This is a genomic window from Phenylobacterium sp. (assembly GCF_044236515.1).
In the GTDB taxonomy this organism is placed as follows: domain Bacteria; phylum Pseudomonadota; class Alphaproteobacteria; order Caulobacterales; family Caulobacteraceae; genus Phenylobacterium.
Map to the genome: position 1 here is coordinate 1 of NZ_JBIIGK010000052.1, position 18,158 is coordinate 18,158.

The 18,158-nt window shown below is 72.2% G+C and carries 15 protein-coding genes; 6 read left to right on the plus strand and 9 right to left on the minus strand.

The annotated features are described in order from the left end of the window. Window positions 1–134 precede the first annotated feature (134 nt). Window positions 135–1,112, plus strand: coding sequence for a complex I NDUFA9 subunit family protein (locus ACILRF_RS07660; protein WP_395671694.1), 978 nt, complete (start codon window positions 135–137; stop codon window positions 1,110–1,112). Here ACILRF_RS07660 and ACILRF_RS07665 read toward each other — a convergent pair. Next, a complete protein-coding gene (locus ACILRF_RS07665) occupies window positions 1,109–1,537 on the minus strand; it encodes a YkvA family protein (RefSeq protein WP_395671695.1) in 429 nt (142 codons plus the stop codon). The genes ACILRF_RS07660 and ACILRF_RS07665 overlap by 4 nt on opposite strands. Before the next feature lie 24 nt (window positions 1,538–1,561). After that, window positions 1,562–3,025, minus strand: coding sequence for a helicase HerA-like domain-containing protein (locus tag ACILRF_RS07670; protein WP_395671696.1), 1,464 nt, complete (start codon window positions 3,023–3,025; stop codon window positions 1,562–1,564). A gap of 105 nt (window positions 3,026–3,130) precedes the next feature. Between ACILRF_RS07670 and ACILRF_RS07675 the strand changes: the two genes are divergently transcribed. After that, complete coding sequence (locus ACILRF_RS07675) at window positions 3,131–4,270, plus strand: AI-2E family transporter (protein WP_395671697.1); 1,140 nt, start codon at window positions 3,131–3,133, stop codon at window positions 4,268–4,270. A gap of 179 nt (window positions 4,271–4,449) precedes the next feature. Beyond that, the gene (locus ACILRF_RS07680) at window positions 4,450–9,303 is read left to right on the plus strand and encodes an NAD-glutamate dehydrogenase (protein ID WP_395671698.1); all 4,854 of its coding nucleotides are present in this window, start codon (window positions 4,450–4,452) and stop codon (window positions 9,301–9,303) included. A gap of 12 nt (window positions 9,304–9,315) precedes the next feature. On the opposite strand, the gene purH is transcribed toward ACILRF_RS07680, so the two are convergent. Genes purH through ACILRF_RS07700 form a run of 4 tightly spaced genes read right to left on the minus strand, consistent with a single transcriptional unit; the run spans window position 9,316 to window position 14,657 of the window. Further along, window positions 9,316–10,908, minus strand: a complete 1,593-nt coding sequence (gene purH / locus ACILRF_RS07685) for a bifunctional phosphoribosylaminoimidazolecarboxamide formyltransferase/IMP cyclohydrolase (RefSeq protein WP_395671699.1) — start codon at window positions 10,906–10,908, stop codon at window positions 9,316–9,318. 31 nt (window positions 10,909–10,939) lie between these two features. Next, entirely contained in the window at window positions 10,940–12,640 is a 1,701-nt protein-coding gene (locus ACILRF_RS07690) for a heparinase II/III family protein (protein ID WP_395671700.1), read from the minus strand. A gap of 10 nt (window positions 12,641–12,650) precedes the next feature. Continuing rightward, entirely contained in the window at window positions 12,651–13,316 is a 666-nt protein-coding gene (rpe, locus tag ACILRF_RS07695) for a ribulose-phosphate 3-epimerase (RefSeq protein ID WP_395671701.1), read from the minus strand. Window positions 13,317–13,349: 33 nt separating this feature from the next. Beyond that, window positions 13,350–14,657 (minus strand): RsmB/NOP family class I SAM-dependent RNA methyltransferase, encoded by a 1,308-nt coding sequence (locus ACILRF_RS07700; protein WP_395671702.1) that lies wholly within the window; start codon window positions 14,655–14,657, stop codon window positions 13,350–13,352. Window positions 14,658–14,713: 56 nt separating this feature from the next. Between ACILRF_RS07700 and ACILRF_RS07705 the strand changes: the two genes are divergently transcribed. After that, window positions 14,714–15,070, plus strand: coding sequence for a cupin domain-containing protein (locus ACILRF_RS07705; protein ID WP_395671703.1), 357 nt, complete (start codon window positions 14,714–14,716; stop codon window positions 15,068–15,070). A gap of 16 nt (window positions 15,071–15,086) precedes the next feature. Here the strand turns inward: ACILRF_RS07705 and ACILRF_RS07710 are convergent, their stop codons facing one another. Beyond that, complete coding sequence (locus tag ACILRF_RS07710; protein WP_395671704.1) at window positions 15,087–15,464, minus strand: hypothetical protein; 378 nt, start codon at window positions 15,462–15,464, stop codon at window positions 15,087–15,089. Window positions 15,465–15,562: 98 nt separating this feature from the next. Here ACILRF_RS07710 and ACILRF_RS07715 point away from each other — a divergent pair, with 98 nt between their 5' ends. Then, the gene (locus ACILRF_RS07715) at window positions 15,563–15,760 is read left to right on the plus strand and encodes a DUF1674 domain-containing protein (RefSeq protein ID WP_395671705.1); all 198 of its coding nucleotides are present in this window, start codon (window positions 15,563–15,565) and stop codon (window positions 15,758–15,760) included. 54 nt (window positions 15,761–15,814) lie between these two features. Here the strand turns inward: ACILRF_RS07715 and pyrF are convergent, their stop codons facing one another. Further along, window positions 15,815–16,504, minus strand: coding sequence for an orotidine-5'-phosphate decarboxylase (gene pyrF / locus ACILRF_RS07720; protein ID WP_395671706.1), 690 nt, complete (start codon window positions 16,502–16,504; stop codon window positions 15,815–15,817). 73 nt (window positions 16,505–16,577) lie between these two features. Between pyrF and ACILRF_RS07725 the strand changes: the two genes are divergently transcribed. Further along, window positions 16,578–17,270 carry a MarC family protein gene (locus ACILRF_RS07725; RefSeq protein WP_395671707.1) on the plus strand — a complete coding sequence of 231 codons (693 nt, stop codon included), beginning with the start codon at window positions 16,578–16,580 and terminating at the stop codon, window positions 17,268–17,270. Between the two features lie 73 nt (window positions 17,271–17,343). Here the strand turns inward: ACILRF_RS07725 and ACILRF_RS07730 are convergent, their stop codons facing one another. Beyond that, entirely contained in the window at window positions 17,344–18,144 is an 801-nt protein-coding gene (locus ACILRF_RS07730; protein ID WP_395671708.1) for an SDR family NAD(P)-dependent oxidoreductase, read from the minus strand. Window positions 18,145–18,158 lie beyond the last annotated feature (14 nt).

An 18,158-nucleotide genomic window follows, 5' to 3' on the forward strand; every position in this document is an offset into this window, starting at 1 on the left:
GGTTCCTTAGGGCGCCGACTCGCCGCGGTCAACGGCCCCGGCGCACTTCTGTGCCGCTCATTGCGGCGCGACGCCGCTTCGTCTATCCGCAGGCGCACTCCCAGACGTTTTTCCTAAGGCTGAGCAGACGTCCCATGCAGAACCTTGTCACCGTCTTCGGCGGATCGGGCTTCATCGGCGCCCAGGTCGTGCGACGGCTGGCCAAGGCCGGCTCGCGGATCCGGGTGGCGGTGCGCAACCCCGGCCTGGCCTACGGCATGCGCCTGCACGGCGACGTCGGCCAGATCGACGTCGTCCAGGCCAACATCCGCGACATCGACTCCTGCCGCCGGGCCCTGGAGGGGGCCAGCGCGGCGGTGAACCTGGTGGGCGTTCTCTTTGAGCGCGGCCGCCAGAGCTTCCAGCAGGTGCACGTCGACGGCGCTCGCAACGTCGCCGAGGCTGCCCGGGCCGAGGGCGTCACCCGCTTCGTCCAGATTTCGGCGCTGGGGGCGGACCTCAATTCCCCGTCGGACTACGCCCGCAGCAAGGCCGAGGGCGAGCAGGCGGTGCGGGCTGTCTATCCGGAGGCGGTGGTCGTCCGCCCGTCGATCGTGTTCGGCCAGGGCGACGGCTTCTTCAACCGGTTCGCCTCGATGGCGGTGATCAGCCCGGTGCTGCCGCTGTTCGGCGGCGGCGAGACCCGCTTCCAGCCGGTGTTCGTCGGCGACGTCGCCCAGGCCCTGGCCACGACGGTCACCGCGCCGGAGTGCGCCGGCCGCACCTTTGAGCTGGGCGGGCCGGCGACGCACAGCTTCCGCGAGCTTATGGGGCTGATCCTGGCCGAGACCGACCGTCGCCGGCTGCTGCTGCCGCTGCCGCACGCCGTCGGCGCGGCGCTGGGCTCGGCCTTCGACCTGGTGAAGAGCCTGATCGCCCCGCCGATCACCTCGGACCAGGCCAAGCTGCTGAAGTCGGACAATGTCTGCAGCGGGACCTGCCCGGGCCTGGCCGAGCTCGGCGTGACGCCGACCGCGCTGGAGGCGGTGCTCCCGACCTATCTCTACCGCTTCCGCAAGGGCGGCCAGTACGCCGACCAGGACGCGCGGGAACTGGCCAGCGGCCGGGCCTAGTCTTCGGCGCGGATCTTTTCGATGGAGCGGCGGGCGGCCTCGCGGTGGCGGGGCTTCAGGTTGCGGCCGACCAGGGTCATGAGGGCGCCGAAAACCGCCGCGTCGTCGGTGTAGCCGAGGCCGGCGATGAAGTCGGGGATGACGTCGGCCGGCAGGACGAAATAGGCCAGGGCGGCCAGCATCATCCCCTTGGCGGCGGTCGGCGTTTCGTCGTCCCGGGCGCAGTACCAGACGCTGAGCGCTTCCGACGCGAAGGGCACGCGGGCCGCGACCCGGCGGATCTTTGGCCAAAAGCCGCGGGCGACGCGCTCCTCGTTGACCTTCATCACCGACGGCACGAGCGCGCGGCTGGGGTCGATCGGCGTTCGGGGATCGAACCCTTGAGCGTCGGCGGCGTCGGCGGAGGTGGTCTTGCGGGCGGCCATGTCGCTCTCAACGCATGAAGCGGCTCAGCGGCGTCGCCGGATGCCGCCGAGCATGCCGCGCATGATCTCGCGGCCGATCTGGCTGCCGACGGTGCGCAGCATCGACTTGGCGAAGGCCGAGCCCATCGACTGCAGCTCCGAGGGCCGCTCCCGGACGGCGGGCCGGTCGCGCTCACGCTCGCGCTCCGGTTCCGGCTCGGGAACCGTCTGCCGCGCCTTGGCCTGCAGCATCTCGTAGGCGGACTCACGGTCGCGGGCCTCGTCGTAGAGGCCGCGCACCGGGCTTTGCGCCATCAGCTGGGCCCGCTCAGCCGGGCTGGCCGGCCCGAGCCGCGAGGCCGGCGGCCGGACGAGGGTGCGGGCGACGATCGTCGGGGCTCCGCGCTCGTCGAGCACCGAGACCAGGGCCTCGCCGACGCCGAGGGCCTGGATCGCCTCGGCGGTGTCGAAGGCGGGGTTGGGACGGAAGCTCTCGGCCGCCGCCTTGAGGCCCCGTTGCTCGAGGGGGGTGTAGGCGCGCAGGGCGTGCTGGATGCGGTTGCCGAGCTGAGCCAGAACAGCGTCTGGAATGTCCGCCGGGTTCTGGGTGACGAAATAGATGCCGACGCCCTTGGAGCGGATCAGACGGACGACCTGTTCGACCTTTTCCAGCAGCGCCTTGGGGGCGTCGCGGAACAACAGGTGCGCCTCGTCGAAGAAGAACACCAGCCGCGGCTTTTCCGGGTCGCCGACCTCGGGCAGCTCCTCGAAGAGCTCGCTCATCAGCCAGAGCAGGAAGGTGGCGTAGAGGCGCGGGGCGGCGATCAGCCGGTCGGCGGCCAGCAGGTTGACGTAGCCGCGGCCGGCGCCGTCGGTGCGCATCAGGTCGGAGAGCTGCAGGGCCGGCTCGCCGAACAGGCCGGCGCCGCCCTGGCCCTCGAGGACCAGCAGCTTGCGCTGGATGGTGGCGACGGTGGCCGGCGAGACATTGCCGTATCTGGCGCCGAGCTCGCGGGCGTTCTCGGCAGCATAGGTCAGGGCGGCCTGGAGGTCCTTGAAGTCGAGAAGGAGCAGGCCCTGCTCGTCGGCGGCGCGGAACACCACCGCCAGCACGCCTTCCTGGACGTCGTTCAGCTCCAGCATCCGGGCGACCAGCAGCGGGCCCATCTCCGAGACCGTCGCGCGGATCGGGTGGCCGGCCTCGCCGAACAGGTCCCAGAGCACGGTCGGGGCGGCGGCGGGGGTCAGGGCCAGGTTCATGCCCTGGGCGCGGGCCAGCATCTTTTCCGACGGCTGGCCCGCCTGGGAGACGCCGGCGAGGTCGCCTTTGACGTCGGCGGCGAAGACCGGGACGCCGGCGTCCGAGAAGCCCTGGGCGAGGATCTGGAGGGTGACCGTCTTGCCGGTCCCGGTCGCGCCGGCGACGATGCCGTGGCGGTTGGCCCGGTCGAGGCGCAACATCTGCGCCACACCGTCCGCCGCGCCGATCAGGATGCCGGTATCAGCCATCGCATGCTCCTTTTCGCCTGAGTTGACGCTAGCGGGCCGCGTCGGCGTGCGCCAGACGCACTGCGCCCGATTGACGCGGATGGATGGGACGGAGAAAGTCGCCGGATGACCGCCAGAGCCGCCGAATCGCCCCTGGTTCGGGCTTGTATTGCTGTGCTGGCGGTGATCGCGGCGGGCGCTGCGCTCTATTGGCTGGCCCCGATCCTGACGCCGCTGGCCCTGGCCATGTTCCTGGCGGTGATGATCGACGGGTTCGCCCGCGTCCTGCACCACCGCCTGCCGAGCGTTTCGCGCCGGGCGGCCCTGCCGCTGGCGGTGCTGATCTCGGCCGGGCTGTTCGGCGGCACCGCCTATGTCGTCGCCGACAACGCCTACGCCTTCGCCGGACAGATCACCGCCTATGCGCCGAAGCTCGACGGCCTGCTGGCGCGGATGGCCGGGTTGGTCGGCATGGACGTGCCGCCGACGGTCAACCAGCTGCTGCGCCAGCTCGACCCGACCCGGCTGCTCGGCCAGGTGGCGCGCGGCCTGCAGGACTTCGCCTCCACCGCCGCCTTCGTCCTGGTCTACCTCGGCTTCATCATCGCCTCGCGACGGGGGTGGGAGCGCAAGGCGGTGCACCTGTTCCCATCCCGCGACGAGCGGCACGAGGCGATGGCCGCGTTCCGGCGCATCCGCGACGGGGTCGAGCAGTACCTGTGGGTCCAGACCGTGACCGGTCTGATGATCGCCGGGGCGTCGTGGGCGGCGATGGCCGCGGTCGGCCTCGACAACGCCCTGTTCTGGACCTTCCTGATCTTCATCGCCTCGTACATCCCGGTGATCGGCGGGGTGGTCGGGGTGGCGGCGCCGCCGGTCATGGCCCTGGTGCAATTCGACACCCTGTGGCAGGCCGCGGTGCTGTTCGGCGTCCTGCAGACCGTCACGCTGGTGGTCGGCAACGTCATCTATCCGCGGATGCAGGGCCGCAGCCTGAACCTCGATCCGGTGATGGTGCTGCTGTCGCTGGCCTTCTGGAGCGCCATCTGGGGCCTGACCGGAGCTTTCCTGTCGACGCCGCTGACGGTCATGACGATGGTCATCCTGGCCCAGTTCCCGGGCTCGCGCTGGATCGCCATCCTGCTGTCCGAGGACGGCGACCCTCTTCGCCTGCGCAACGATCCATCCACGACCACCGAGCCGCTGGACGAGGCGATCGCCGCCCAACCCCCCGCCCGCCGACGGAAACGTCAGGAGAGGTCTTAAAACGTGCCCGCCGCCTTCCTATCTAAGCTGAACCGGGGCGCTTCCCCCCACCCCGGCGCCGGCGCCCGCCCCCTGCCGCGGACGCCGCGAGCCCAAGGGGTCTCGCCGTCCCCCCACGGCGGGACCACGCGCCGCCGGACACTCTCCTCCGGCGGCGCCCTCGCGCCGGGGGTGCGGGCATGAGCCGTCCCGCCCGCCTCACCACCTCGGACCGCAAGCTGATCCGCGCGGTGCTGGCCGCCATCGGCGCGCCCGGCGACGCCGCCGAGCCGAAGAGTTTCGCAGAACAGGTCGCCGCCGACGCCTACCCCGGCGAGGTGCCGGAGCTGACCACCGAAAGCCTGGCCGCCAACCTCGCCGACTTCTGGGCCTTCGCCGAGCGGCGGCGCGGCCGCGGGCCGAGCCTGCGGCTGGTCCCCGTGGCCGGCGGGGGCGAGCTCGACCGGCTGGAGATCGTGCAGGACGACGCGCCGTTCCTGGTCGACAGCGTGATGGGCGAGATCGCCGATCAGGGCCTGTCGGTGCGGGCGATGTTCCACCCGGTGGTCAGCGTCCGGCGCGACCGCACCGGCCGGCGCGGCGACGTGGGCACGGCGCGCCCGGAATCGATGATCCAGGTGATCCTCGATCCGATCGGCGCCGACCGCGAGGCGGCCCTGCTGAAGGGGGTCGAGGAGACCCTGGCCGACGTCCGCGCGGCCGTGGACGACTTCCCGGCCATGCTGGAGCTGATGGGCCGCACCCTGGCCGAGGTCGAGGCCCAGCCGGGCCGGGCGACGCCGGAGGAGCTGGCCTTCCTGCGCTGGCTGCACGAGGCCAATTTCGTGTTCCTGGGCGCTCGGGCGCACGCCTATCCGCGCCGGGCCGACGGCGATTTCGCCGCCGACGCGCCGGTCTACCAGCCGGAAGGCGGGGTCGGCGTGCTGCGCGATCCGGACCGCACGGTGCTGCGGCGAGCCAACGAGCCGGCGATCCTGATGGGCGAGGCGATGGACCGGCTGATGGCCGAGCCGGCCCTGACGGTCGCCAAGTCGAACGTCCGCAGCCGCGTCCACCGGCGCGGCTACATGGATTACGTGGGCGTCAAACGCTACGGAGCCGACGGCCGGCCCGAGGGCGAGATGCGCTTCGTCGGCCTGTTCACCGCCGAGGCCTATGACCAGCCGGCCAGCGCCGTGCCGCTGATCCGCGAGAAGGTCGCCCGGGTGCTGGAGCGTGCCGGAGCGGCCCCAGGCAGCCACAACCAGAAGCGTCTGAAGAACATCGTCGAGAACCACCCTCGCGACGAGCTCTTCCAGATGAGCGAGGACGAGTTGCTGAGCCAAGCGCTCGGCGTGCTGCACCTCTACGACCGGCCGAAGGTGCGATTGTTCGAGCGGCGCGACCCGCTGGACCGCTTCGCCTCGGTGCTGCTGTTCATCCCCAAGGACCGCTTCGATTCCGACATCCGCAAGCGGGCCGGCGAGATGCTGGCGAAGGCCTATGGGGGTCGGCTCTCGGCCTTCTATTCCAGCTTCCCCGACGCGCCGCTGGCGCGGGTCCACTACATCATCGGCTTCTCCCCCGGACAGCACGACTGGCCGGACCTGAAGGCTCTCGAAAACGCCATCGCCCAGGCGGCGCGGACGTGGGAGGACCGGTTCGATGCGGCGGTGCGGGTCAGCGGCCGCAGCCCCGAGGCGGTGGCCGAGACCCTGGCGCGCTATCGCGAGGCCTTCCCGGCGGGGTATCGCGCCCGGTTCGACGCCGCCGAGGCGCTGGCCGACCTCGCCGAGATCGAGGCCTTCGCCCCCGGCGAGACGGTGCGGGTGCGCGCCTATCGCGCCGCCGGCGACGGGCCGCAGTCATTCCGCTTCAAGCTCTATCGCCAGGGCGAGCCGGCCCCGCTGGCCGACGTCCTGCCGATCCTCGAGAACATGGGCCTGAAGGCGATCGGCGAGGCCGGTTTCCCGATCACCCGCGAGGGCCAGGCCCCGGTCTGGACCCACGACTTCGACATCCACGACGCCAACGGCGAGCGTCTGGTGTTCCGCGACATCAAGGAAGCGTTCGAGGACGCGGTGGCCGCGGTATGGACCGGGCGCAGCGAGAACGACGGCTTCAACCGCCTAGTGCTTGAGCTGTCGATCCCGTGGCGGGAAGCGGCGCTGGTGAGGGCCCTGGCCCGCTATCGCCAGCAATCGGGTCTCGATCCGATCCAGCGGGCGCAGGAGGAGGCGCTGTCGCGGCACCCGGAGGTGACGCGGCTGATCCTCGACCTGTTCCACGCGCGGTTCGACCCGGCGCTCGGGCTGTCGCTGAGCGAGCGCCAGGCGCGGTCGGAGGCGGTGCGCGAGCGGATCACCGAGGCGTTGCAGCAGGTCGAGAGCCTCGACGACGACCGGGTGCTGCGGCGCCTGGCGCTGCTGGTCGCAGCCATCCAGCGCACCAACTACTACCAGGTCGGCGGGGACGGGGCGCCCAAGCCCTACATCTCGTTCAAGGTGGCGAGCGGCCAGCTGGCCGACCTGCCGGCCCCCAAGCCCTACCGCGAGATCTTCGTCTGGGGCGTCAACGTCGAGGGCGTGCACCTGCGGTTCGGGCCGGTGGCGCGCGGCGGCCTGAGGTGGTCGGACCGGCGCGACGATTTCCGCACCGAAGTGCTGGGCCTGGTTAAGGCCCAGCAGGTCAAGAACGCCGTCATCGTGCCGGTCGGATCGAAGGGCGGCTTCTATGCCAAGCTGCTGCCGAAGGGCGGCGCGCCAGACGCCGTCCGCGCCGAGGGCGTTCGAGCCTATACGACCTTCCTGTCGGGCCTGCTGGACATCACCGACAACCTGTCGCCGGACGGCAAGGTGATCCATCCGGCCGACGTCGTCGTCCACGACGGCGAGGACCCCTATCTGGTCGTGGCCGCCGACAAGGGCACGGCGACCTTCTCCGACATCGCCAACGGCATCGCCGAGTCCTATGGCTTCTGGTTGGGCGACGCCTTCGCGTCCGGCGGATCGGCCGGCTACGACCACAAGGTCATGGGCATCACCGCCCGCGGCGCCTGGGAGGCGGTGAAGCGGCACTTCCGCGAGCTCGGCAAGGACATCCAGTCCGAGCCGTTCACCGTCGTCGGGTGCGGCGACATGTCGGGCGACGTGTTCGGCAACGGCATGCTGCTGTCGCAGCAGACGCGCCTGCTGGCGGCGTTCGACCACCGGCACATCTTCCTCGATCCCGATCCCAATCCCGCCACCTCGTGGGTCGAGCGCAAGCGGATGTTCGAGTTGCCGCGCTCGTCCTGGGACGACTACGACCGCAAGAAGATCTCCAAGGGCGGCGGCGTATTCGCCCGCACCCTGAAGGCGATCCCGCTGACGCCGGAAGTGCAGGCGATGCTGGACGTCACCGCGACGTCGATGACGCCCGTCGAGCTGATCAACGCGATCCTGAAGGCGCCGGCGGAGTTGCTCTACTTCGGCGGCATCGGGGCCTATGTGAAGGCGCGCCACGAGGCCAACGCCGATGTCGGCGACAAGGCCAACGACGCCATCCGGGTCAATGGGGACGAACTGAGGGTCAAGGTGGTCGGCGAGGGCGCGAACCTCGGGATGACCCAGGCCGGCCGGATCGAGTTCGCGCTGGCCGGCGGGCGGCTGAACACCGACGCCATCGACAACTCCGCGGGGGTCGACAGCTCCGACCACGAGGTCAACATCAAGATCCTCACCGGCATGCTGGAGCGCACCGGCGAGCTGAGCCGCAAGAAGCGCGACACCCTGCTGCGCTCGATGATCGACGACGTGGCGGCGCACGTGCTGGCCCACAACTACGACCAGACCCTGGCGCTGTCGCTGCTGGAGATGGACGCGGTCGGCGAGCTGGAGCCACACGGGCGGTTCATGGCGAGTCTCGAGGAGGCCGGGCGGCTGGACCGGGCGGTCGAGGGCCTGCCCGACGCCGCCGCCATCGCCGAGCGGCAGGCGACAGGGCGCGGACTGACGCGGCCGGAGCTGGCCGTGTTGCTGGCCTACGGCAAGCTGGAACTGAAGCGGCGGATGATCGAGAGCCGGGCGCCGGACGATGCGGCCTTCGCGGCCAAGCTGGAGGGGTACTTCCCAAAGCCGCTGCGCAAGTGGGCCGAGCCGATGCAGCGCCACCGGCTGCGGCGGGAGATCATCTCGACCGTCGTCGCCAACGACATCGTCAACCGCTGTGGGCCGAGTTTCGCGCCGCGGCTGATGACGGCGGCGGGATGCGACGCGGCGGCCCTGGTCGCCGGCTACGAGGCGGCCAAGTCGGTTCTGGGCATTGAGCCCCTGTGGCAGGCGGTGTCGGCGCTGGACGGCCGGGCGCCGGCCTCCGGGCAGATGGCGCTCTACCGGCGGCTGTCGGCGGCGCTGCGCGGGGCGACCTTCTGGTTGGCCCGGCGGGCCGGTCGCGAGGGGCTGGACGTGGCCGGGCTGATCGATCGTTACGGCGCGGGATTCAAGGCGCTGAAGGCGCTGACGCCGTCGACCGTGTCGCAGGTCGAGGCGGCGTCGATTCGCCAGCGGACCGAGGCCCTGACCGCGGCCGGGGCGCCGGCCGAGATGGCGGCGGCGGTGGGGTCGTTGCAGGCGCTGACCACGGCGGCGGACCTGGTGGACCTCGCCGAGGGCTCGAGCTGGCCGCTGGCGGCGGTCTCGCGGCTCTATGCGGCGACCGGCGCGGCCTTCGCCTTCGACCGGCTGCGGGCGGCGGCGGCGGGCTATGCGGTCGGCGACACCTTCGAGCGGACGGCGCTGCGCCGGCTGATCGAGGACATGCTGGCCGAGCAGGCGCAGCTGACCCGGGCGATCATGCAGTTCGCCGGCAAGCCGCAGGCCGGGGTGAGTGCGGAGGCCGCGGCCGACGCGGTGGCCGCCTGGGCGGCGCTGCGCCGCGAGCCGGTGGCGGCGGCGGTCGAGGTGATCGGCGACATCGAGGCGGCCGGCGGGGCCTGGACCTTCGCCAAGCTGACCATCGCCAATGCGGCGTTGCGGGAGCTGGCGACGGAGGCCGTGGCCAAGCGCCGACGGTAGGGCGCGCCGGCGCTAGTGCCGGAACACCCGCACGCCGGTGAAGACCATGGCCAGGCCACGTTCGTCGGCGGCGGCGATGACTTCCTCGTCGCGCATCGATCCGCCGGGCTGGATCACCGCCGTGCAGCCGGCGTCGGCGGCCTGGATCAGGCCGTCGGCGAACGGGAAGAAGGCCTCCGACGCGCAGGCCGAGCCGGTCAGGTCGAGGCCGAAGTCGGCGGCGCGCAGGGCGGCGATGCGGGCCGAGTCCTTGCGGTTCATCTGGCCCGCGCCGACGCCGAGAGTCTGGCCGGCCTTGGCGTAGACGATGGCGTTCGACTTGACGTGCTTGGCGATGGTGAAGGCGAACAACATGTCGCGCACCTCGGCCTCGGTCGGCGCGCGCTTCGTCACCACCTTCAGGTCGGCGGCGGTCAGGTGGGCGTCGTCGCGCGACTGGACGAGGAAGCCGCCGGCCACCGACTTGAAGGTTACGCCAGGCTCGCGCGCGTCGGGCAGGCCGCCGGTGACCAGCAGGCGGACGTTCTTCTTCTTGCGGAACAGCTCGACCGCGTCCTCGTCGGCGTCCGGTGCGATGACCACCTCGGTAAAGACCTCCAGGACCTGGGCGGCGGTGGCGGCGTCGAGGCGGCTGTTGAGGGCGACGATGCCGCCGAAGGCGCTGGTCGGGTCGCAGGCGAGGGCCCGCTCATAGGCCTCGCGCAGGCTGGCGCCGGTGGCGACGCCGCAGGGGTTGGCGTGCTTGATGATTGCGCAGGCCGGGCCGCCTTTCGGATCAAACTCGGCGATCAGCTCGAAGGCGGCGTCGGTGTCGTTGATGTTGTTGTAGCTGAGCTCCTTGCCCTGCAGCTGGCGGGCCGTGGCGACGCCGGTGCGCGGTGCGCCGAAGCGGTAGAAGGCCGCGCTCTGATGCGGGTTTTCGCCGTAGCGCATGGTCTGGACGAGCTCGCCGGCGAAGGACCGGCGCTTGGGCGCGGTCTCGCCGAGCTGGCCGGCGAACCAGGTCGAGATCGCCGCGTCGTAGGCGGCGGTGCGGGCGTAGGCCCGGGCGGCCAGGGTCTTGCGCAGCTCGAGCGAGGTGGCGCCGTCGGCCTTGATCGCCTCCAGCACCTCGGCGAGGTCGGCCGGGTCGGTGCAGACGGCGACGTAGCCGTGGTTCTTGGCCGCCGAGCGGATCATCGCCGGGCCGCCGATGTCGATGTTCTCGACCGCATTGGCGTAGTCGCCGCCGGCCGCCACCGTCTGTTCGAACGGGTAGAGGGTGACGTAGACGAGGTCGATGCCGCCGATGCCGTGGGCCTCCATCGCCGCCTTGTGCTCGGGCGCGTCGCGGACGCCGAGCAGGCCGCCGTGGACCACGGGGTGCAGGGTCTTCACCCGCCCGTCCATCATCTCCGGGAAACCGGTGAGATCGGCGACGTCCTTGACCGGCAGGCCGGCGTCGGCGATCGCCTTGCGCGTGCCGCCGGTCGAGACCAGCTCGACGCCCAGCTCGACCAGGGTGCGGGCGGCCTCGACGAGGCCGGTCTTATCGGAGACCGAGAACAGGGCGCGGCGGATGACGGCGCGGTCGGGGGCGGCGGGATAGTCGGGAGCTGCGGGCATGGCGGGGGATTAGGCGGCGGGCCGCGGGCCGTCAACGCGACTCCGCGGCCGACAGCTTCCAGCGCAGGCGCGCGCCCTTCTCGACCCGGGCCTGGCCGCGCAGGACCACCTGCTGCGAGCGCCGAGCCTGGCCGTCCTGATAGCGGACCGAGGGTTCGAGGGCCGCCTCGCCGGCGTCGCTGCGCAGCCACCAGCCCTGCTCCTGGCCCTCGGCGCGCAGCAGGACGCTTTTCCGGTCGCGCGCGATCATCGCCGCGACCTGCGGGTGCAGGTGGAAGCGGACGATGAAGGGCACGAAGCGCCGGCCGTCGCCGGCCGCGCCGGCCGGCGTGAAGCGGTCCTCGCCGCGCAGCTCGTCGGCGGCGGTGTCGATATAGAGCCGCCGCTCGTGGCGCAGGCCGAAGCGGTCGACCCAGCCCTCATGGGCTGCCTCCAGCCAGAGCGCGCCCAGGGCCTCGTCGCGACGGACCTCGACCGTCGGGCCGACGCCCACAAGCCGCGGGCCCAGAATCCGGGCCGGAAAGCCGCGCAGCGGCTCGCCGCAGGCGGCGTCGCCGAGGGAAGCGGTGGACGCGGCGTCGACCAGGCGCATCGCCTGCGGCCCCTGGGCCAGGGGCGACCAGCCGCCGCCGACGATCAGCCGGCGACCGCCGGTCAGCACCTCGACCGCCAGGGGCTGGGCGCAGGCGGTGGCGCTCCACGCCCCCCGGGCCGGCGGCGCAGCGTCGATGATGACCTGCAGCGACTGGCCTTCAAGCCGATGGTAGCCGCCGAGCGACGCCGGCGGCGGCGGCGCGGCGTCCTCCTGGCGGCGGATCGCCGAGACGTAGGCCGGCGGGCAGGCCTCACCACCCTGGAAGGCGGCGAGGGCGCCGTCGGCGAGGGTGAAGAACCGCACGGCGACGGACAGCTGCTCGATGGCACGGGCCAGGTCCGGCGACGGGGCGAGGCCGCGCTGGCTGAGGGCGTCTTCGAGGGTCAGCAGGTCGAACAGCAGCTCCAGCGCCGCCTGCGGGCTGCGACTGCCGTGGCCGCCGGCCTCGGGCGTGGCGGCCGGCAGGGCCTGATCGAGGCGGGCCAGGGCCTCGGCCAGCAGTCGGTCGCCGGCCGGCCCGCCCAGCGCTGCGCCGGCGACGGCGGCGGCGGCGGCCCGCTCGGCGGCGCGAGCCGGCCCGTCGCCGACCTGCAGCAGGCAGCGAGCCTGGCGGGCAAGGTCGAGCGCCACGTCGGCGGCCTCGGCGTCGGAGGCCGGCGCGGTGACGGCGCGGATGGCGCAGGCGAGGTTGAAGACCCGCCGCTCCAGCACTTCCGGGCTCCAGGAGAAGGCGTTCCAGCGGCCGAAGGCGCGACGCCACTCCAGCACCAGCCGCAGGGCCTCGGCCGGGCCGGCGGGACCGGCGGCGAGCACGTCCCGCAGCCAGTCCATGCGGTGCAGGGCGACGGCGAAGGCGCGGTCGGGGCTCGGGCGGTCCCAGGGATCGCCCTTCGGCCCGACGGTCAGGGTCGCGCCGGCGAGGACAAAGGCGCCGGCCAGGATGCGCGCCCCGGCCTTGGGATCGGCCGGCCTGAGGTCGCGTGGGGCGCCGGCGAGCCCCTGCGGGGCTGGTCGGGCGAGCATCCAGCGGTGCGGCGGCGAGCCGCGCCATTCGGCGGCCAGCTGGCGACGGGCGGCAACCGCGAGCGCCTGGACGCCGTAGCGGCCGGGCAAGCGGATCGCGACGGGCCCGGCCATGCGCTGCGCCCTAGCCTCCGCGGAGGGCGGCGATGTTGGCGGCGTAGGCGGAGGGCCCGCCCTTGAACACCGCGCTGCCGGCGACGAGGGCCGTGGCGCCGGCGGCGATGCACAGCGGGGCGGTCTGCGGCGTCACCCCGCCGTCGACCTCGAGGATGATGTCGCGGCCGGAGGCGTCGATCATCTGGCGCAGCCGCTCGACCTTCTTGAGCTGCGAGGTCAGGAAGCTCTGGCCGCCGAAGCCCGGGTTGACGCTCATCACCAGGACGAGATCGACGTCGTCCATCATCCACTCGATCACCGACGGATCGGTCGAGGGGTTGAACACCACGCCGGCCCTCGCCCCCAGCTCGCGGATGCGGCGCAGGGTGCGGTTGAGGTGCGGACCGGCCTCGGGGTGGACGCTGATCAGGTCGGCGCCGGCGGCGCGGAACGCCTCCAGATAGGCGTCGACCGGGGCGATCATCAGGTGGACGTCGAAGGGGATCTTGGCGTGCGGGCGCAGGGCCTTCACGACATCGGGGCCGATGGTGATGTTGGGCACGAAATGACCGTCCATGACGTCGACGTGCACCCAGTCGGCGCCGGCCGCCTCGATGGCGGCGACCTCTTCACCGAGGCGCGCGAAGTCTGACGCCAGGATCGAGGGCGCAATGAGGGTCTTGGAGACGGCCATAGGCGGGCCTTTAAGCTGATGCGGGCGTTTCGGCTAGCCGTCGGCGCGGCGCAGGCGGGCGATGAAGAAGCCGTCCAGGCCGCCCGGTCGATGGTGCGGCAGGATGCGCAAGGCCCCCTGCGCGGTCAGGCTGGCCTCCGGCGCCCCGCCCTCGCCAAGCTGAATCGGCTCGACGGCGAACTCGGGGGCGCGGGACAGGAAGGCGTCGACCTGGACCTGACCCTCTTCCGGCTCCAGCGAGCAGACGCAGTAGACGAGGCGGCCGCCCGGCTTCACGCGACGACGGGCCGAATCCAGCAGGCGCGACTGGACGGCGGCGAGGCTGGCGATGTCCGACGGCTTGGCGGCCCACAGGACGTCCGGGTGCCGGCGGAAGGTGCCGGTCGCCGAGCAGGGGGCGTCGAGCAGCACGGCGTCGAACTGGCGGCGGTCCGGCCACGCGGCGGCGTCGGTGGCGACGACCTCGGCCTTGAGACCCGTGCGGGCGAGATTCTCGCCGACCCGCTTGATGCGCCCGGGCGACTTGTCGAGGGCGGTGACCTCTGCGCCGAGGGCGGCGAGCTGCAGGGTCTTGCCGCCCGGCGCCGCGCACATGTCGAGAGCGGTCTGGCCGGGCGCCGGGCCAAGCAGCCGGGCCGGAACCGCGGCCGAGGCGTCCTGCACCCACCAGGTCCCGTCGGCGAAGCCCGGCCAACTCGCCACTTCGCCCTTCAGGCTCGTGCGCAGGGTCCCGCCCGGCAGCAGCTCAGCGGAAAGAGCCTGGGCGAGATCGGCGGCCGTGGTCGGATCGCGCAGCGAAAGGTCGGTCGGCGGCTCGTCGGCGATCTGCGCGGCGATCCCGCGCGCCGCATCCGGTCCATAGGCCGCCTGCCAGCGGGCGTAGAGCCAGGTCGGCGGCAGGAGATCGGGGTCGGCAAGGTCCGGCGGCTCACGGGTCAGGCCGCGCAACACGGCGTTGACGAGGTTCTTCAGCGGCCGTGTTCCCTTGTCGGCGGCGGCGAGGTCGACGGTGGTCCCGACAGCGGCGTGGGGCGGGGTCTTCATCACGAACAGCTGGGCGGCGCCCAGGCGCAGCATGTTGACCACCCGCTCCGGCGGCGGCTTGGCGAGACGGGCCTGCAGGGCGGCGTCGATGGGTCCGAGGTGGCGTAGAGTCGCCATGGTCAGGGCGCGGGCGAAGGCGCGGTCGCGCGGGCTGAGCGTCTTCAGCGCCGGATGGGCCAGGGCTTCGTCGAGGCCGGCGCGGCGCGACAGGGCGGCGCTGAGCAGGTCGAGGGCGGCGGCGCGGGCGGCGAGGCCGGGAGCGTCGCGGGACGCGTCGGCGGGGGTGGCGTCGGTCATCGCAGCCGCCTGCCCGCTCTTGCCCGCCAAGGCAAGCGCGGGGTTAGATGCCCGCCATGTCCGACAGCCGCTTTCTCGCCTTCGACCTGACCGGCCTGACGCCGGAGACAGGCGCGCCGCCGGCCGACCGCATCGTCGCCGGCCAGCCCACGACCCGCACCTGGAACCTCGACGAGAGCGAAGACGGCAGGGGTTTTTCCGGCGTCTGGGAGGCGACGGCCGGCGCCTGGCGGGTGGTCTATGACGAGTGGGAGTTCTGCCAGATCCTCGCCGGCGTCTCGATCCTGCACGAGGACGGCGCCCCGGCCCGGACAGTGCGGGCCGGCGACAGCTTCGTCCTCAGGCCGGGGTTCACCGGCGTCTGGGAAGTCGTCGAGACGACCCGCAAGGCCTACGTCATCCGCCTGCCCTGAGGGCGCGCCGACGCTTTCAGGCCGTGGCGCGGCGCCAGGACGACAGCACGACGACGAGGAAGGTCGCCATGCCGAGGACGGCGAGGAGCGAGCCTGCGATGACGCCCGGCTCGGCCCCGGCGTCACCGCCGAGCCGCAGGGCCAGGGTCGGGATCATCACCGCGACGCCGAGTGTCGACAGGCCGAAGTTGATCCAGCCGAGCCGCCCGGCGCGGCCGGTCAGGGCGTAGAAGGTTCCCATCAGCGCCAGCGTCGCCCAGCCGAGCAGGTTCAGGTGCGCATGGGCCGGCGACAGCGAGTGGTCGTGGGTCGCGCCCATGACGACGCCCCACAGCATGCCGGCCATGGCGGCGACGGCGGCGGCGGTGAAAAAGGCCAGAGCCAGTCGGTTCATCGTGAAGTCCCCCCGGACGTTGTCCTGGAAAGGAAACCCGGTTCTCTCAAAATGGCAACGCTTGGCGCCGGGAGGAGCCGGGGCTAGGACGCGGGGCCATGGACGCCGACCCGCCGAACGCCGCTCCCGACAAGGAGCTGACCCCCGCCGCCCGCCGGGCGCTGGAAGAAGCCGAAGCGCGCCGCCAGGCCGCGGCGGCGGAGGCCGAGCGCCAGGCGGAACTGGGCGGCCCCAAGGGCCTGGAGCCGACGCGGTTCGGCGATTGGGAGCGCAAGGGCCTGGCGGTCGATTTCTGATCTGGACCCCCTCCCCCGTCCGCAGCGGACAGAGGGAGAGGATAGAGAACAGGGTCAGGCCGCCATCTCCGCGGCGACGCGCAGCGCCGCCGCCCTTGGATCCGCAGCCGCCGTGATCGGACGGCCGCAGACGATGTGGGAGGCGCCGTCGGCGAGGGCCTGGGCGGGCGCGGCCACGCGCTGCTGATCGTTTCGGTCGGCCCAGTCGGGGCGGACGCCAGGGGTCACGACCAGGAAGCCGGGGCCGCCGAGGCGCCGGGCGAGGGCGGCCTCCTTGGGGCTGGCGATGACGCCGTCGCAGCCGGCGGCGATAGCCTGGCGGATCCGGCGCTCGACGAGGCTGGCGGCGGTCTCCGAAAAGCCCATCTCGGCGAGGTCGGCGTCCGTAAGGCTGGTCAGTACGGTGACGGCCAGAACCTTGAGGTCCGAGCCCTGGCGACCGCGAACGGCGGCGGCCATCACCTGCGGCTCCCCGTGGACGGTAAGAAAGTCGCAGCCCGCCCCGGCCAGCACCGCAGCCGAGCGCTGCACCGTCGCGCCGATGTCATGCAGCTTCCAGTCGAGGAACACTTGCTTGCCCTGGCCCTTGAGCTCGCGCGCCAGGGCCATGCCGTCGCTGGCGAACAGCTCCAACCCGACCTTGTAGAAGCTGACGGCGTCGCCCAGGCGGGCGACCATGTCTCGCGCTTCGGCGACCGTCGGCAGGTCGAGGGGGACGATCAGGCGCGGGTCGGCGGCGGGCATGCGGAGAGCTCCCTTGGACGGGCGGGACCGGGCGGTGGTCCACAGCTTGGGCGATTTGGGCTAAGGCTGCTGCATGAGCCAGTGGGACTTCGCGGTCAACTTCTTCGTCGCCCTGTTCGCCCTGCTCGACCCCGTGGGCAACGTGCCGCTGTTCGCCGCTTCCACGGCGGGGGTGAAGGGCCGCGCCCGGGCGCTGATCGCGCTCTACATCAGCCTGTTCGTCCTGGGCTTCCTGACCTTCTTCTATTTTTCCGGTCTGTCGCTGCTGGCCTTCTTCGGCATCTCGCAGCCGGCGTTCCGCATCGCCGGCGGCATCATCCTGCTGCTGCTCGGGCTGGAGATGGCGCGCGACGACTTCACCGCCGCCTATGCCGAAGCCGGGCCGGAGAAAGGCGCCAACGAGCGGCCCGGGGTCTACGCCAGGCGGCGCTTCGAGCGGATGATCGTACCCTTCGCCATGCCGCTGCTGATCGGGCCGGGGGCGATCTCGACGGTGGTCATCTACGCCGACCAGGCGCGCGAGTTCGGCCTGACCGGCGCGGCGATCGGCGTGACGGTGATCTTCTGCGCCTCGGTTGCGACCCTGCTCGCCTTCCTGGCGACGCCGCTGATCACCCGCATCCTGGGGCGGATCGGCCTGACCATCGTCGTGCGGGTGCTGGGCCTGATCCTCTGCGCCCTGGCCGTGCAGTTCATCATCGCCGGTCTGGCGGATTCGACGCTGGGGCTGATCCAGCCGGAGGCGGCCTCGCCATACGAGAACTGACGGCGCGCTGACCCAGCCCTGACCGCTTCGCGGCCTTTCCCGCCGCATAAAGGGGAGGGCCCTGGGACCAGGCTCAGACCTTGCGAATCCGGCCGCCCTGACTGGAGATCAGCGCCAGGCCCCATTCGTCTGGGATCAGACGGGCAAAGGCGGCGGCGGCCTTGTTGACCGCGCCGGGGACGCAGACCGGGCGGTTGGCCTCGACGGCTTCGTAGCCGGCCGCGGCGACCTCCTCGGCTTCAAGCCACGCCCAGGCCGGGATAGACGCCGAGACCATCGCCCGGGTGCCGTTGACGTCGTGGAATTCCGAATAGGTGAAGCCGGGGCACAGGGCGCTGACGTGAACGCCCTCGTCGCGGGTCTCCAGGTGCAGGCTCTGGGAGAACTTGATCAGGAAGCTCTTGGTGGCGCCGTAGAGGGTGTGGCCGGCGGCGCCGGGGATCAGGCCGGCGAGGGACGAGACGTTGACGATGCGGCCGAAGCGATGGGCGATCATCCCCGGCAGCACCCGGTGGGCGAGCTCGCATGGGGCGTGCAGCATGACCTGCAGGAAGGCCGCCTGATCGGTCCAGCGGGTTTCGGCATAGACACCCGGCAGGCCGTAGCCGGCGTTGTTGACCAGGAAGTCGACGCCGCGGCCGTGGGCGGTCAGGTGATCGAGGATGCGGCCAGGGCCCTCGGGTTCGGCGAGGTCGGCGGCGATGACGAAGGTCTCGACCCCGGCCCGCAGGCGGATCTCCTCGGCCAGCTTTTCGAGGCGATCGGCCCGACGGCCGGTCAGGGCGATGTCGTAGCCGTAGCTGGCCAGCACCCGGGCGAAGGCGGCGCCGATGCCGGCCGAGGCGCCGGTGACCAGCGCCAGTCTGCGTTCCATGCCGATGCTCCCCC

Bases quoted from the DNA above. Each gene is read 5' to 3' on its own strand.
- ACILRF_RS07660 (WP_395671694.1), top strand. From the start codon at position 135: ATGCAGAACCTTGTCACCGTCTTCGGCGGATCGGGCTTCATCGGCGCC.
- ACILRF_RS07665 (WP_395671695.1), bottom strand. From the start codon at position 1,537: ATGGCCGCCCGCAAGACCACCTCCGCCGACGCCGCCGACGCTCAAGGG.
- ACILRF_RS07670 (WP_395671696.1), bottom strand. From the start codon at position 3,025: ATGGCTGATACCGGCATCCTGATCGGCGCGGCGGACGGTGTGGCGCAG.
- ACILRF_RS07675 (WP_395671697.1), top strand. From the start codon at position 3,131: ATGACCGCCAGAGCCGCCGAATCGCCCCTGGTTCGGGCTTGTATTGCT.
- ACILRF_RS07680 (WP_395671698.1), top strand. From the start codon at position 4,450: ATGAGCCGTCCCGCCCGCCTCACCACCTCGGACCGCAAGCTGATCCGC.
- purH (WP_395671699.1), bottom strand. From the start codon at position 10,908: ATGCCCGCAGCTCCCGACTATCCCGCCGCCCCCGACCGCGCCGTCATC.
- ACILRF_RS07690 (WP_395671700.1), bottom strand. From the start codon at position 12,640: ATGGCCGGGCCCGTCGCGATCCGCTTGCCCGGCCGCTACGGCGTCCAG.
- rpe (WP_395671701.1), bottom strand. From the start codon at position 13,316: ATGGCCGTCTCCAAGACCCTCATTGCGCCCTCGATCCTGGCGTCAGAC.
- ACILRF_RS07700 (WP_395671702.1), bottom strand. From the start codon at position 14,657: ATGACCGACGCCACCCCCGCCGACGCGTCCCGCGACGCTCCCGGCCTC.
- ACILRF_RS07705 (WP_395671703.1), top strand. From the start codon at position 14,714: ATGTCCGACAGCCGCTTTCTCGCCTTCGACCTGACCGGCCTGACGCCG.
- ACILRF_RS07710 (WP_395671704.1), bottom strand. From the start codon at position 15,464: ATGAACCGACTGGCTCTGGCCTTTTTCACCGCCGCCGCCGTCGCCGCC.
- ACILRF_RS07715 (WP_395671705.1), top strand. From the start codon at position 15,563: ATGGACGCCGACCCGCCGAACGCCGCTCCCGACAAGGAGCTGACCCCC.
- pyrF (WP_395671706.1), bottom strand. From the start codon at position 16,504: ATGCCCGCCGCCGACCCGCGCCTGATCGTCCCCCTCGACCTGCCGACG.
- ACILRF_RS07725 (WP_395671707.1), top strand. From the start codon at position 16,578: ATGAGCCAGTGGGACTTCGCGGTCAACTTCTTCGTCGCCCTGTTCGCC.
- ACILRF_RS07730 (WP_395671708.1), bottom strand. From the start codon at position 18,144: ATGGAACGCAGACTGGCGCTGGTCACCGGCGCCTCGGCCGGCATCGGC.